Source organism: Arthrobacter sp. efr-133-TYG-118, from assembly GCF_030209755.1.
In the GTDB taxonomy this organism is placed as follows: domain Bacteria; phylum Actinomycetota; class Actinomycetes; order Actinomycetales; family Micrococcaceae; genus Arthrobacter.
Genome location: NZ_JARVRH010000009.1, coordinates 202,816 through 215,712 on the forward strand (window position 1 = coordinate 202,816; position 12,897 = coordinate 215,712).

At 63.2% G+C, this 12,897-nt stretch carries 14 protein-coding genes; 9 read left to right on the plus strand and 5 right to left on the minus strand.

Annotated features, from left to right (window positions below; all coding sequences use genetic code 11):
* The 3 genes from QRN59_RS08825 (at position 1) to QRN59_RS08835 (ending at position 3,177) form a co-directional block, all read left to right on the plus strand.
* Positions 1–981: an ABC transporter substrate-binding protein gene (locus QRN59_RS08825; protein WP_284982148.1), complete on the plus strand. Its 981-nt coding sequence runs from the start codon at positions 1–3 to the stop codon at positions 979–981.
* A gap of 301 nt (positions 982–1,282) precedes the next feature.
* Complete coding sequence (locus QRN59_RS08830) at positions 1,283–2,785, plus strand: MFS transporter (protein WP_284982149.1); 1,503 nt, start codon at positions 1,283–1,285, stop codon at positions 2,783–2,785.
* A gap of 143 nt (positions 2,786–2,928) precedes the next feature.
* Positions 2,929–3,177 (plus strand): hypothetical protein, encoded by a 249-nt coding sequence (locus QRN59_RS08835; protein ID WP_284982150.1) that lies wholly within the window; start codon positions 2,929–2,931, stop codon positions 3,175–3,177.
* A gap of 15 nt (positions 3,178–3,192) precedes the next feature.
* Here the strand turns inward: QRN59_RS08835 and QRN59_RS08840 are convergent, their stop codons facing one another.
* Positions 3,193–4,512, minus strand: a complete 1,320-nt coding sequence (locus QRN59_RS08840; RefSeq protein WP_350225225.1) for an alpha-N-arabinofuranosidase — start codon at positions 4,510–4,512, stop codon at positions 3,193–3,195.
* A gap of 37 nt (positions 4,513–4,549) precedes the next feature.
* Here QRN59_RS08840 and QRN59_RS08845 point away from each other — a divergent pair, with 37 nt between their 5' ends.
* Positions 4,550–5,041, plus strand: a complete 492-nt coding sequence (locus QRN59_RS08845; RefSeq protein WP_284982151.1) for a GntR family transcriptional regulator — start codon at positions 4,550–4,552, stop codon at positions 5,039–5,041.
* 72 nt (positions 5,042–5,113) lie between these two features.
* On the opposite strand, the gene QRN59_RS08850 is transcribed toward QRN59_RS08845, so the two are convergent.
* The 3 genes from QRN59_RS08850 to QRN59_RS08860 all read right to left on the minus strand — a co-directional run bounded on the left by QRN59_RS08850 (position 5,114) and on the right by QRN59_RS08860 (position 6,852).
* Positions 5,114–5,422 (minus strand): hypothetical protein, encoded by a 309-nt coding sequence (locus QRN59_RS08850; protein WP_284982152.1) that lies wholly within the window; start codon positions 5,420–5,422, stop codon positions 5,114–5,116.
* A 91-nt stretch (positions 5,423–5,513) separates the two neighbouring features.
* Positions 5,514–5,807, minus strand: coding sequence for a putative quinol monooxygenase (locus QRN59_RS08855; protein WP_284982153.1), 294 nt, complete (start codon positions 5,805–5,807; stop codon positions 5,514–5,516).
* Between the two features lie 46 nt (positions 5,808–5,853).
* Positions 5,854–6,852, minus strand: a complete 999-nt coding sequence (locus QRN59_RS08860; protein WP_284982162.1) for a LacI family DNA-binding transcriptional regulator — start codon at positions 6,850–6,852, stop codon at positions 5,854–5,856.
* A 168-nt stretch (positions 6,853–7,020) separates the two neighbouring features.
* On the opposite strand from QRN59_RS08860, the gene QRN59_RS08865 reads away from it, so the two are divergent.
* The 5 genes from QRN59_RS08865 (at position 7,021) to QRN59_RS08885 (ending at position 11,568) form a co-directional block, all read left to right on the plus strand.
* Complete coding sequence (locus tag QRN59_RS08865; RefSeq protein ID WP_284982154.1) at positions 7,021–8,136, plus strand: substrate-binding domain-containing protein; 1,116 nt, start codon at positions 7,021–7,023, stop codon at positions 8,134–8,136.
* Positions 8,137–8,218: 82 nt separating this feature from the next.
* Positions 8,219–9,262: an ABC transporter permease gene (locus QRN59_RS08870; protein ID WP_284982155.1), complete on the plus strand. Its 1,044-nt coding sequence runs from the start codon at positions 8,219–8,221 to the stop codon at positions 9,260–9,262.
* Positions 9,259–10,065, plus strand: coding sequence for an ATP-binding cassette domain-containing protein (locus QRN59_RS08875; protein ID WP_284982156.1), 807 nt, complete (start codon positions 9,259–9,261; stop codon positions 10,063–10,065). Before QRN59_RS08870 ends, QRN59_RS08875 begins: the two co-directional genes overlap by 4 nt.
* A 154-nt stretch (positions 10,066–10,219) precedes the next feature.
* On the plus strand, positions 10,220–11,191 hold the full coding sequence (locus tag QRN59_RS08880) for a carbohydrate kinase family protein (protein ID WP_284982157.1): 972 nt from the start codon (positions 10,220–10,222) through the stop codon (positions 11,189–11,191).
* 53 nt (positions 11,192–11,244) lie between these two features.
* Positions 11,245–11,568 carry a recombinase family protein gene (locus QRN59_RS08885; protein WP_502871039.1) on the plus strand — a complete coding sequence of 108 codons (324 nt, stop codon included), beginning with the start codon at positions 11,245–11,247 and terminating at the stop codon, positions 11,566–11,568.
* Between the two features lie 229 nt (positions 11,569–11,797).
* On the opposite strand, the gene QRN59_RS08890 is transcribed toward QRN59_RS08885, so the two are convergent.
* On the minus strand, positions 11,798–12,897 hold a 1,100-nt coding region (locus tag QRN59_RS08890), incomplete at its 5' end, for a cation:dicarboxylate symporter family transporter (protein ID WP_284982158.1).

A 12,897-nucleotide genomic window follows, 5' to 3' on the forward strand; every position in this document is an offset into this window, starting at 1 on the left:
GTGAAGAAATCACTGAGGGGCCTTGCTCCAAAGACGAGGAAGAGAGCGTCTGCCGCAATTGTCCTCACTGCGGTCCTCGCGCTCACGGCCTGCGCCGGGGATATTCCTAGCGCAACCCAGCCAAGCGGAAAGAGTGCATGCGGCGCATTCAACGTCGCCGTAAACCCTTGGGTCGGCTACGAGGCGGACGCCTACGTCGTAGGCACCGTTGCCAAGGAAAAGCTCGGCTGCACCGTAAACTACAAGACCCTCAAGGAAGAGGTGTCCTGGCAGGGCTTCGGCAGCGGCGAGGTGGACACCGTCCTTGAGAACTGGGGCCACCCCGAGCTCGCGGACAAGTACATCAAGCAGCAAAAGACTGCGGTCGACGCCGGGCCGACCGGTAATACCGGCGTGATCGGCTGGTACGTGCCGCCGTGGATGGCCAAGCAGTACCCGGACATCACGGACTCCAAGAACCTCAACAAGTACGCTGACTTGTTCAAGACCTCCGAGTCCGGAGGACAGGGCCAACTCCTCGACGGCGACCCCTCCTTTGTCACCAACGACGCAGCCCTCGTGAAGAACCTTGGCCTCAACTTCAAGGTTGTGTACGCAGGCAGCGAACCGGCGCTCATCCAGGCCTTCCGGCAAGCCGAGCAGAGCAAGACCCCGCTGATCGGCTACTTCTACGAGCCTCAATGGTTCATGGCAGAGGTCCCGCTCGTCAAAGTCAACCTCCCGGCCTACACGCCTGGCTGCGACGCCGATGCGGCCAAGGTCGCTTGCGACTACCCGAAGTACGACCTCAACAAGGTCGTCTCCACCAAGTTCGCCACCTCCGGCAGCCCCGCGTATTCCCTCGTCAAAGAATTCACGTGGACGAATCAGGACCAGAACACAGTTGCCGAGTACATCGCCAAGGACAACATGAGCCCGGATACCGCCGCCCAGAAGTGGATCGACGCGAACTCAGACAAGGTTGCCGTCTGGCTCAAGTAGACCCGTAGTCATCGTTGTTGCCGTCGGGTCGGCAGTGGTTGAAGAACACCCCGATATTTCTTCTTTGCGCAACAAAAAGCACGATAAGCACCAGCTTGGGGCGCGGTGTGTATACCGTCATGCGTTGGCCGGGCCGCGAAAAGTCCTTGACAATCACTGTGATCTGACGCACTCTGTTGCTTATGGCGAATTCTGTTGTTTCATGCGGAACGATCAAGAATTGGCGCCCTACAGGTATTTGCGAATCCCTTCCTAAGGGCCACATATGAGCCAATTGCAACATTGAGCAAAAGGAACAACTATGACCCAGCAACCGAAGCTCCTCAGACACAGGCGGCTAGAGGTGTCAGACGTCAACGTCGTCAACCAGCCGATGCTCAAGAAGGCACTCGGCGGCACGATTGTCGGCAACACCATGGAATGGTACGACGTCGGCGTGTTCGGCTACCTGATAACCACCATGGGCCCCGTCTTCCTCCCGGAAGCTGACAGGTCCGTCCAAACCCTGTTCCTGCTCGGCACCTTCGCCGCAACATTCATCGCCCGCCCGCTGGGCGGTGTCATCTTCGGTTGGCTCGGCGACAAGATAGGCCGCCAGAAGGTGCTGGCAGCGACGCTCCTGCTGATGGCGGCAAGCACCTTCGCCGTCGGGCTCCTTCCCGGATACGCCCAGATCGGCGTATGGGCCGCCGCCCTGTTGGTGATCCTGAAACTCGTCCAAGGCTTTTCCACCGGCGGCGAGTACGCAGGCGCCACTACCTTCGTCTGCGAATATGCCCCCGACAAGCGGCGCGGCTTCTTCGCTAGCTTCCTGGACATGGGCTCGTATCTCGGCTTCGCGTTGGGAGCTGCAATCGTGTCCGTGCTGCAACTGTCTCTGGGCCAAGCGGCCATGGAGGAATGGGGCTGGAGGCTGCCCTTCCTGATCGCCGGGCCGCTCGGTGCGATCGCCGTCTACTTCCGGAACAAGATCGAGGAATCCCCCCAGTTCCAGGCAACCCTCGACGCCCAGCAAGCACATTCTGCAGATGCTGCCGCAGCCGACAAAACCGTGGCCAACGGACCCCTGCCCATCATCAAGGCTTACTGGCGTCAAATTATCCTTGCCATGATCCTCGCCGCTGCTGCCAACACAGTAGGTTATGTCTTGACGTCCTACATGCCGACGTACCTGACCGAATCCAAAGGCTACGACCCCATCCACGGCACGTTGCTAACCATCCCCGTGATGGTGATCATGGCAGGCTGCATCCCGCTGACCGGGAAACTATCCGACCGCATCGGCCGCCGCCCCGTCCTCTGGATCGGTGCCGGAAGCACCATCGTGTTCGCTGTCCCGGCATTCCTGCTGATCGGCGTCGGCAACGTCTGGTCCACGCTGGCTGGCCTTGCCCTTGTCGCCTTCCCTGTGACGTTCTATGTCGCCAACCTCGCATCGGCGCTCCCCGCGCAGTTCCCGACGTCGGGCCGCTATACCAGCATGGGCATTGCCTACAACTTCTCCATGGCGCTCTTCGGCGGCACAACGCCATTCATCGTCCAAGGCCTGATCGAGGCTACGCACAATGACATGGCCCCGGCCTACTACCTCATGGGCACTTCCATCGTCGGTGCAATCGGCATCTCTTTCCTACGAGAATCCGCCCGGCGGCCGCTGCCCGGCTCCATGCCGAGCGTTGATACTGAGGACGAGGCCCGTGAGCTGGTGGCTACCCAGGACAACAACCCGCTGATCGACCTGGATGGAATGCCATTCCTGGAGGATCTGGCATTCGAAAATGCGGCCAGACCTTCACTGCGATGATTCCCCGAAGACCGGACTAATGCCCCGGAGCTCGGCTGACGGTGTGAGTTCTCCGATCGGCTGACCAGGCCGGACCGCACGCACGGTCCGGCCTGGTCAGCGCCCACCCCCAGTCAGACTGCCCCCAAAAGAAAGAAACCAAAATGAATGATTCCCAGCCACAGGAAAACGTACTTCGTATCTCAGGTGCTGGCAGCGATCCGATAGTCGTCAACTTCGAAGCTTCCGAATCCGTCACGGTCCGGCTACAAATCGACGCCACGTGCAACTGCCAAGACGACGGTCGTGCCGCCAATCGCCCGGGTTCCTACGTCTACAGTGATCCGGCGGGCCGAAAGAAGCCAAGCAACACTATCGAAGCTCCATCGTGGCCTGAAAACATGAGTGTCTAGCTGGACATGCCCCGGTCAGCAGTTGAGGCAGGGCTTGCTGCCCGTGGCGGGAGCGATGGTCACTGCAGCGGTAGCAACAGTCTCGGGCATCTGACCGGCCAGTGCGCCGCGAACGGTCGCGAAGGAGTGGGCAGGCAGGCGAAGTACCAACTGGCCGTCGCGTTCCTTCACGGCCAGCGGACGGGGTGCGACGGCGTAGGGGTGCGCCGGCGCGTTGAACGCTGCGACGCTGTCACCACCGAGCACCAGGGCCTCCACCTGCTCCAGCCGGCCGCCGCGCAGATCCAAGACCACCTCGCTCTCATCCTCCAGCCCAAGATTGGCCACTGAGATGAGCACCTGGCCGTCCTTGGTGCTGGCAGACGCAGTAAATGTCGGGAACTGGGCACCATCCAGCTCATGCGGGGCGCCGGAGTCCACGTGCGTGTGCAGCACCGCGGCGTCCTGGTGACCGGCGTTCATGGCGAAGACGTGGAAGGTGGGGGTCTTGACCAAGGCGCCGCTCTCCGGGTCGGTGAGCAGCATGGCCTGAACGACGTTGACGGTTTGGGCGATGTTGGCCATGACCAGGCGGTCCGCGTGGCGGTGGAAGGAGTCAAAGTGGATGGCCGCCACCAGGGCGTCCCGCATGGTGTTCTGCTGATACAGGAAGCCGGGGTTGGTGCCGGGCTCCACGTCCCACCACGTACCCCACTCATCCAGGACCAGACCCACTGCTTTGTGCGGGTCGTAGACGTCCATCATGGTGGAGTGGGCACTCAGCAGGGTCTCGATCTGCTGGGCTGCCTTGACGGTCTTCCAGTACTCTTCCTCGCTGAATTCGGTGGCAGAGCCCTTCGCGTCCCAGTGGCCGGACATTGTGTAGTAGTGCAGGGAAATCCCTTGGTATGGGAACGCCTTGCGGTCCACACCGCCCTTGTCATGCAGCGCCTCCATCAGGGCCTTGGTCCAGGCCACGTCATCGGCGTTGGCACCGGCTGCGATCCGGTACACCTCGTTTCCATTGTGGGAACGGACGAACGTGCTGTACTGCCGGGCCACATCTGCATACGCCTCCGCGCGGAAGTGGCCACCACACCCCCAGGGCTCGTTGCCGATGCCGAAGAAAGGGACCTTCCAGGGCTCGTCCTGGCCGTTCTGCCGTCGGAGGGCGGCCATGGGTGAGTCATCGGCGCGGGTGAGGTATTCGATCCACTCGCTCATCTCCTGGACTGTGCCGGAACCCACATTGCCGTTGACGTAAGCGTCCGCGCCGAGCATTTCGCAGAGGTCCATGAACTCATGAGTACCGAAGGAGTTATCCTCAACAACGTCGCCCCAATGGGAATTGACCATGCGCGGGCGGTGCTCGCGGGGGCCGACGCCCATCCTGGTGAGCAAGCGTAATCGCGGCGTTTTCGTGCTGGAGCTTTCAACCGGAGACATCAAAGAGATCTACGCCGTACGCGAGGCAGTGGAACTGGCCGCCGCCAACACCCTCCTCGACTCTGGTCCCGACCAGATCACGGACACCTGCCGAGAGCTCAAGGGCATCATCAAGAGCATGGCGAAGCAGGTTGCGGCGTCGGACTGGCAGGCGATCGCCAGGCTCGACATGCAATTCCACACCGCTTTCGTTTCAGGCACGGGGAACACGCGACTGATCCGGATTTACGAGACACTCGCAGCGGAATCCCGCATGTGCATCCTCAGCCTGGAAGTCGCGTATCCCCGCATTGATGTGCTGGTACAGGAACACCAAAACATCCTGGACCTTCTTGAGGCGCGCGACCAGAGCGGACTTCAACAAGCCATAAAGCGGCACATGCAGAAAGCCGTCGAGGACCTCACTTCGACACGGCACCCAAGTGGTGTTACGGCGTAGATTTCGCTGGCTCCATGCGTACTACGGGCCCAGTTCACGCGAACTGGGCCCGTAGTTTTGTGGCCCGGCTGCCTATTCATTCCCGGCGGGCACTGGCAGCTCGACGACGGGTTGCAGCCAGGCGTTGTGGTTGCGGACGTGACGGTCTGAGGGACGCACATACCGGTAGCTTCCATTGTCGGGAGCGAGGCGCAGGCCTTCGTTGGCCAGTGCGTCTTCGATGGCCAGGATGCTTCCGGCTCCGATGCCGGCGACGTCTTCCCTCAGGTTCTTGGCTGAGAGGGCGATCAACTGGCCCACCGTCTGCACGCCTGACCTCAGCAGCGCGTTCACAGTCATCCTGGGAAGCTTGATTTCCCTCAGGGATAGGTTTCTTTTCATCTATCCGCCGGTCCTTTCTCCGGCAAAGTTTGCGCGTCCGCGCGGGAGCGGCGAATGTGCGTGGACGCAGGCTCAGGGACCGTGCCGGCGGCTATTGAATCGCTTGGAGCCAGGTCAGTTCCGAGCCGTCGCCCTCGATGAGGCCCGCGAGTTCTTCGTTGAACTTCCGTCCGTAGTCGGCGCCGATGTGCGCCTCGAAGGCGGCCTGGTCGCGGTAGACCTCGAAGACGAAGTACTCGTTGGGCCGGGATTCCCTGGTGTAGGGCCAGAAGACCACGTTTCCCGGCTCGGCACGGACGTGTTCGGTGAGCTCGCGCATCATTTCCGCGACCCTGGCTTCGCATCCGGGCTTGACCGTGAATTCTGCATACAACGTTTTAGTCATGGTGGGTTCCTTCTTTCAGACGAAATTGTTTGAGTGGTCAGTTGCGTCAGTCAAATGGTGGGAGTTCGCCCGAGCCGCGCACTATCAGCTCCGAGGGGACAACCCAGGTACCGGGCAGACTTTGGTCACCGTCGATCCTGGCCAGGATCCGTTCGGCGGCGAGTTTTCCGATGCGTTCGGGGTGTTGAGCGATGAGAGTGATGCCCGGTTCCATCATGTCCGCAAGGGCGAAGTCGTCGAAACCGACCAGAGCCACCTTGTTGCTCGCGCCCGCTTCCTTCAGTGCCCGCATGGCGCCGAAGGTGACCAGGTTCTGGCTGGAAAAGATGGCGGTGGGCGGATTCCGGGAGGCGAGCAGTTCGTGTGTTGCCAGGCGGGCCGCCTCCTCATCGTGAAGGCCCTCGATGGCAGGGACCGCGGACACAGGGATCCCGGAGCGGCCGAGTTCCTCCAGGAACCCCCTGCGTCGCTCCCGCGCGGTCTGGATGTCGGTCCGGTCTCCCAGGTATGCCAGCCTCGTATGGCCGTGGCTGAGCAGGTGGGCGGCCGCCCGCGCTCCGCCGGTGGCGTTGTCGCTCACGACGGCGTCCGCGTCGAGCCCATTTGGTTCCCGGTCAATGAAAACGATCGGCAGGTCCCGGGAATGTTCCGGGATGACGTGGGCCTGGCTCTTGGCAATCGGGGTGAGGATGAGCCCGTCGACGCGACGGCGGAGAAACGCGGCGACGAGGGCTTTCTCCCGCTCGGGATCATCGTCCAGGCTTGCGGCAAACACGGCAATGCCACGCGCCGCCAGGGCGTCTTCAATGGCGCGGTGGATTTCCCCGCTGAACGGGTTGGCCACGCTCGGAAGAAGCAATCCGATGGAAAGGGTCCGGCGGCCGGTGCGGCGAAGACTGCCCGCAGCCATGTCCACTTGGTAGTTCAGCTGTTCCACGGCCCGGAGCACCCGCACCCTTTTGGCCTCTGAAACCCCAGGTTCGTCGTTGACGACCCGGGAGACTGTCTTGATTCCGACGCCGGCCAATGCCGCGACATCGCGCATCGTCGGGCGCTGTTTCGAGGCTTCGGCTTGGTAACGGTTAGACAACGTTGTCAACGACCTGCTCCTTCTTATTCGGAGAACTATTGACTCCCCTTTGTGATCCGGGTTACACCTTACATGACATCGTTGTCAGGCACGGCAAGTGCCGAATACAAAACAGGAGATTCAATGTTGAGTTCCAAAGCCTTCGGGCCGGCCGTCAACCGCTTCCTCGCCGTCGGTGCTGTGCTGACGCTGGGCGCCATCAGCCTGACGGCCTGTGGCGGTTCTTCCGCTCCTGCCGCCAGCGGCGGTTCCGCAGGCGCCAAGATCGGTGTTTCGTTGATCGTGAAGACGACCACCAACCCGTACTTCGTGGCCATGGAGGACGGCGCAAAGAAGGCGGCCGAGGGCGGAAACATCGACCTGAAGCTTGCCGCGGGCAAGTCCGACGGCGACGAGGACACCCAGATCCAGGCCATCGAGAACGCCATCTCCAAGGGCGACAAGGGCATCCTGATCACTCCGAACGGGCCGGCAGTCGTCGACGCGATCAAGAAGGCCCGTGATGCCGGGCTGTTCGTGATCGCCCTTGACACCCCGCCGGACCCGGCCAGTGCCGTGGACATTACTTTCGCGACCGACAACTTCGCCGCGGGCAAACAGATCGGCCAGTGGACCGCGGCGCAGCTGGACGGCAAGAAGGCCACCATCGCCTTGATCGACCTGTTCAGCGACAAGGTCGTGTCCGTTGACTACAACCGCGACCAGGGGTTCCTGACCGGCCTGGGAATCGACACCGCGGACAAGACGAAGAACGGCGACGAGGCCAAGACCGGCAAGTACACCGGCGGCAAGGGCGGCGACTACGAGATCGTCGGCAACCAGGCCTCCCAGGGCGCCGAAGACGGCGGCCGCACGGCGATGGAAACCCTGCTGTCCAAGAACCCGAACGTCAACGTCGTCTACACGATCAATGAACCGGCCGCAGCAGGCGCCTATGAGGCGCTGAAGGCCGCGGGCAAGGAAAAGGGCGTGCTGGTGGTCTCCATCGACGGCGGCTGCACCGGCGTGAACAACGTCAAGTCCGGCATCATCGGTGCCACCGCCCAGCAGTACCCGGTGAAGATGGCCCAGCTCGGTGTCCAGGCCATCCAGGACCTGGCCACGTCAGGCAAGAAGCCCACGGTCTCCGCGGGACTGGACTTCTTCAACACCGGCTCCGCGCTCGTCACCGACAAGGCAGTTTCCGGCCTGACGAGCATCGACACCACCGCTGCTTCCCAGATCTGCTGGGGCAAGTAAGCCGACCCGTGCCGGTTCCGGGGCCAATAGGCCCCGGAACCGGACCCGGATACACCCCTCAATGCTTAATGCAGGAGCTAATGTGACCCAGCAACAAACCGCGGGACCGCCGCCGGCCCACGCGGACCTTGCCGAAGAATTCCTTGACCGGAGCACCCCGCTGAGCCGGATCCGGAATGTTCTCCACCGCTACCCGGCCCTGAGCCCGGCCATCGTGCTGCTCGTGGCGGTCATCGTTTTCGGGATCCTCAACGAACGGTTCCTCCGCCCCGAGAACCTCTCGCTCATCACCCAGCAGGTCGCCGTCATCGGCACCCTGGCGATCGCCCAGACCCTCATCATCCTGACCGCAGGCATCGACCTGTCGGTGGGCGCCGTGATGGTCCTGGCCTCCATGGTGGTTGCACAGACCGCCGTCAACAACGGTTTCCCCGCCATTCTGGCCCTCCTCGCAGGACTCGCCACGAGCCTGGTCGCCGGCGCCCTGAACGGCCTTCTGGTCACCCGGCTCAAGCTCCCCCCGTTCATCGTCACCTTGGGAACCTTGAACATCTTCATCGCGCTGACCCTGCTCTACTCCAACGGAGCCACCGTGCGCGGATCAAAAATGCCGGACCTGCTCACCTGGACCGGCACCACCTTCCCCATCGGCGGGGTCCGCATCTCCACGGGCGTGGTGATGATGCTCCTGCTCTACGGCGTCGTCGCCTTCATCCTGGGCAAGACCGCCTGGGGACGCCACGTCTACGCCGTCGGCGATGACAAGGAAGCCGCCCGGTTGGCCGGCATTCCCGTCAGCCGCGTGCTGATGAGCGTCTACTTGGCAGCCGGAGCAGTGCTGGCGGTGGGTGCGTGGGTCCAGATCGGCCGGACGAACGCAGCCAGCCCGAACGCAGGGGTGGACCTGAACCTCGACTCCATCACCGCCGTCGTCATCGGCGGTACCAGCCTCTTCGGCGGGCGCGGCTCCATCTGGGGATCACTGCTCGGTGCCCTCATCGTCGGCGTCTTCCGCAATGGCCTGTCCCTCGCCGGCCTGGACGTCCTCTACCAGACGCTTGCGGTGGGCATCCTCGTCATCGTCGCCGTGTCCGTGGACCAGTGGATCCGAAAGGTGAAGTCATGACCGTCACAGAAGCCTCAGTCCCTCCAGTGCCGCCCCAGGACCCGAACAGGACGCCGATCCTTCAAGCCAGGAACCTCGTCAAGACCTTCGGCCGGGTCGTGGGCTTGGACGGGGTCAGCCTGGACCTTTACCCGGGGGAAGTGCTGGCGATCATCGGCGACAACGGCGCCGGGAAGTCGACCCTCATCAAATGCCTCACGGGAGCGGAAGTTCCAGACACGGGAGAACTCTATGTTTCAGGACAGCGGGTGCATTTCAAGCGACCGCAGGACGCCCGGGCCCACGGCATTGAAACCGTGTACCAGAACCTTGCGGTCTCACCGGCGCTCGATGTCGCCTCGAACCTGTTCCTCGGCCGCGAAGAACGCCTCCCCGGCCCTCTGGGGAGCCTGTTCCGGATGCTCGACATCAAAGGCATGCGCAGGAAAGCCAAGGAAGAACTGACGCGCCTCGGGATCTCCACCCTGCAGGACGTAACGGTGGCCGTCGAAAACCTCTCCGGCGGACAACGGCAAGCGGTCGCCGTCGCCCGGGCGGCTGCCTTCGGTTCCAAGGTCGTCGTCCTTGACGAACCGACCGCTGCCCTCGGTGTGCGCGAATCGAACCAGGTGCTGCAACTCGTCAGGGACCTGCGCGACCGTGGCCTGCCCGTCATCCTGATCAGCCACAACATGCCGCACGTATTCGACGTCGCAGACCGGATCCACATCCAACGCCTCGGCAAATGCGCAGCCACCATCACCCCGGAGTCGCACAACATGACCGATGCGGTCGCCATCATGACCGGCGCTGCCACCGCATAAGAACCCGATTCTTATCGCGTTGCCGGGCAGGCACTGTCCGGCAACCCTCCGTCGGGACTTCACGGACAGTGCCTGCCCCGCTGCTCTCAAGCATGAACCACGCCCAAAACCAGGCACGGAAACGTCCTGCCTGGACACGTGAAGAAAGAAGATTATGAACAACCTTGAACCGGATCCAGCGCCCTCGCGGGTCCTGGACGTCATCGTCGTCGGCGAGGCCCTCATCGACGTCGTCAAGTCCGGCACCGGCACGGTCGAACATCCAGGTGGATCGCCGGCGAATGTCGCCTACGGGCTCGGCCGCCTCGGCGTCGGCGCAGGCCTGCTGACCGCGATCGGCGAGGACCTGCACGGCCAGATGATCAGGGAACACCTGAGCAGCGCCGGGGTGCAGTTGCTGCCAGGATCCGCCTCGCTGGACAGGACAGCCACCGCGACGGCGACCCTCGCCGTCGACGGCTCCGCCAGCTATGAATTCGACATCCGCTGGGACCTGGCCCCGGCCGTTCCGAGCTTCCTCCCGAAGGTCTTCCACACCGGCTCCATCGCAACATTCCTCGCTCCTGGAGCAGCCGCCGTCCGGTCCCTGATGCTGCAATGCCATGACTCGTGCCTCGTCACCTATGACCCCAACATCAGACCCGCGCTGCTGGGCAGCCACCACGAAGCCAAGACAATCTTCGAAGAACTCGTGCCGTTGACCGACGTCGTCAAACTCAGCGATGACGATGCACTCTGGCTGTACCCCGGAACACCGCTGGAGGACATCGCGGCCCGGATCCTCGCCCTGGGCGCCGGACTGGCCGTCGTCACGACAGGTTCTGGCGGTTCCCTGCTGTCCACCGCCGCCACTCAACTCAGCATCCCCGCAGTGGCAACACAGGTAGCCGACACCATCGGCGCCGGCGACTCCTACATGTCCGCACTGATCCATGGGCTCCTGAACCGCACCGGCGAAGGCCTCGCCCCGTCCGTGCTCGAAAGGATAGGCCGCAGCGCCTCCATGGCAGCCGCGATCACCGTGAGCCGTCCCGGCGCCAACCCGCCGTCCTGGATCGAGCTCGACGCAGAACTCACCCAACGGCGGTCCGGTGATCCCTCCGCGGCCATCGCCCAACCTGCCTGAGCACCTCCGTGTGGTCGGTTCCCAAAGCCATTGGCTTTGAGTGAATCCTGGTAGTGGGTTTCCATCGCGGAACATGCGCCACCGCCGCCCCTCCAGGAGATCCTGGGTCTGGCCGCGATGTTCCGGGCCCGGTTGGGCAGGCTGTCAAGAAAGATGACCGGCCCCAACTGGCTGCCTGCCTCAAAACCCTGCGCCGTGGCGACACTCTCGTCCTGTGGAAACTCGACCGGCTAGGAAGGGACCTGCGTCACCTGGTCAACGTCGTCCACGACCTTACCGAACGCGGCCTCGGACTCAAGGTTCTCACGGGCCAGGGCGTTGCCATCGACACCACGACCGCCTCCCAGAAGCTGGTCTCCGGGATCTTCAGGGAGTGAAGGTGCGCCCGGATAGTCGATCCCTCCCGAGGAAAGCGCTCCATCGGCGGCGGATTGAGACTTCGTCTGCGCGGACCCGGGCTCCTGCGCCCGACTTTCGGGTTACCTGTTGCGATGGAGTATGCAGGGTCTGGTGTCCGATGCGGTTTTGTCGGGGCCCGCGAAGGCAGCTGTTGGGCGGGTCAGGCTCCAGCCCTGGGCAGTCACCTGGCTCGTCATGGGCTCTCTCTCAGTGGGCCAGGGCTGGTTCCGTGAGCTGGTGCTTTTCCGCTTCGGCGGGCACGAAGCCAGCTTTGAGTTCGGATTGGAGCTTGTCGGTGTCGAGCGCGTGCTGCCACTTGGCGATGGCGACGCACGAGACGATGTTGGCCACGGTGCTGGTGAGGGCGCGGGCTTCGCTCATGAAGCGGTCGATGCCGACGATGAGGGCCACACCGGCAACCGGCAGCGTGGGCATGATCGTCAGGGTCGCGACGAGGGCGACGAAGCCGCTGCCCGTGACGCCGGCCGCGCCCTTGGAGGTCAGGAGCATCATTCCGAGCATGAGGAGGATCTGGTCCCAGCCGAGACGGATGTCGCAGGCCTGGGCGATGAACATCGACGAGAGCGTGAGATAGACCGCGGTGCCGGTGAGGTTGAAGGAGTAGCCGGTCGGGACCACAAGGCCGACCACGCCGCGGTCACAGCCGAGGCGCTCAAGCTTGGAGAGCAGGCGCGGAAGGACGGGTTCGCTTGAGGACGTGGCGAGGACGATGAGGAACTCATCGCGGAAGTAGCGCAGGATCCGCCAGAGGCTGAAACCGGTCAGTTTCGCCAGGATGCCGAGGGCAAGGACCACGAAGACGATGCACGCGGCGTAGAAAGCGAGGATCAGCATCCCGAGGTTGCCGATCGAGTGGGCTCCGTACTTGCCGACCGTGAACGCCATGGCGCCGAACGCCCCGATCGGGGCGACCTTCATGAGGAAACCGAACACGACGAACAGCAGCTTGTTGAAGCTGTTGACCACGTTCAGGGCCAGCTGGCCGGGTGCGCCGAGCTTGCTGAAGGCGAAGCCGCAGAGCAGCGCGATGACGAGCACGGGCAGGACTTCGCCGTCGGCGAAGGCCCCGATGAAGCTGGTGGGGATGATGCTCAGCAGGAAGTCCGCCGGGTTGCTGCTGGGCAGCTGGCTTGTGTACTTCGAGGCGACAGAGGTATCGAGGTGGGCCGGGTTGATATGCATGCCCGCGCCCGGCTGGAACAGCATGACCGCGCCCAGGCCGATGGCCAGTGCCACCAACGTGAGCGCGTAGAACAAGCCCAGCGAACGCACCAGGGTCGGACCGA

What these genes read in the sequence shown, in the direction of transcription:
- QRN59_RS08850 (WP_284982152.1), bottom strand. Translation starts at nt 5,422, where the DNA reads ATGAAAAGAAACCTATCCCTGAGGGAAATCAAGCTTCCCAGGATGACT.
- QRN59_RS08840 (WP_350225225.1), bottom strand. Translation starts at nt 4,512, where the DNA reads ATGGTCAATTCCCATTGGGGCGACGTTGTTGAGGATAACTCCTTCGGT.
- QRN59_RS08875 (WP_284982156.1), top strand. Translation starts at nt 9,259, where the DNA reads ATGACCGTCACAGAAGCCTCAGTCCCTCCAGTGCCGCCCCAGGACCCG.
- QRN59_RS08855 (WP_284982153.1), bottom strand. Translation starts at nt 5,807, where the DNA reads ATGACTAAAACGTTGTATGCAGAATTCACGGTCAAGCCCGGATGCGAA.
- QRN59_RS08880 (WP_284982157.1), top strand. Translation starts at nt 10,220, where the DNA reads ATGAACAACCTTGAACCGGATCCAGCGCCCTCGCGGGTCCTGGACGTC.
- QRN59_RS08865 (WP_284982154.1), top strand. Translation starts at nt 7,021, where the DNA reads ATGTTGAGTTCCAAAGCCTTCGGGCCGGCCGTCAACCGCTTCCTCGCC.
- QRN59_RS08835 (WP_284982150.1), top strand. Translation starts at nt 2,929, where the DNA reads ATGAATGATTCCCAGCCACAGGAAAACGTACTTCGTATCTCAGGTGCT.
- QRN59_RS08860 (WP_284982162.1), bottom strand. Translation starts at nt 6,852, where the DNA reads ATGCGCGATGTCGCGGCATTGGCCGGCGTCGGAATCAAGACAGTCTCC.
- QRN59_RS08830 (WP_284982149.1), top strand. Translation starts at nt 1,283, where the DNA reads ATGACCCAGCAACCGAAGCTCCTCAGACACAGGCGGCTAGAGGTGTCA.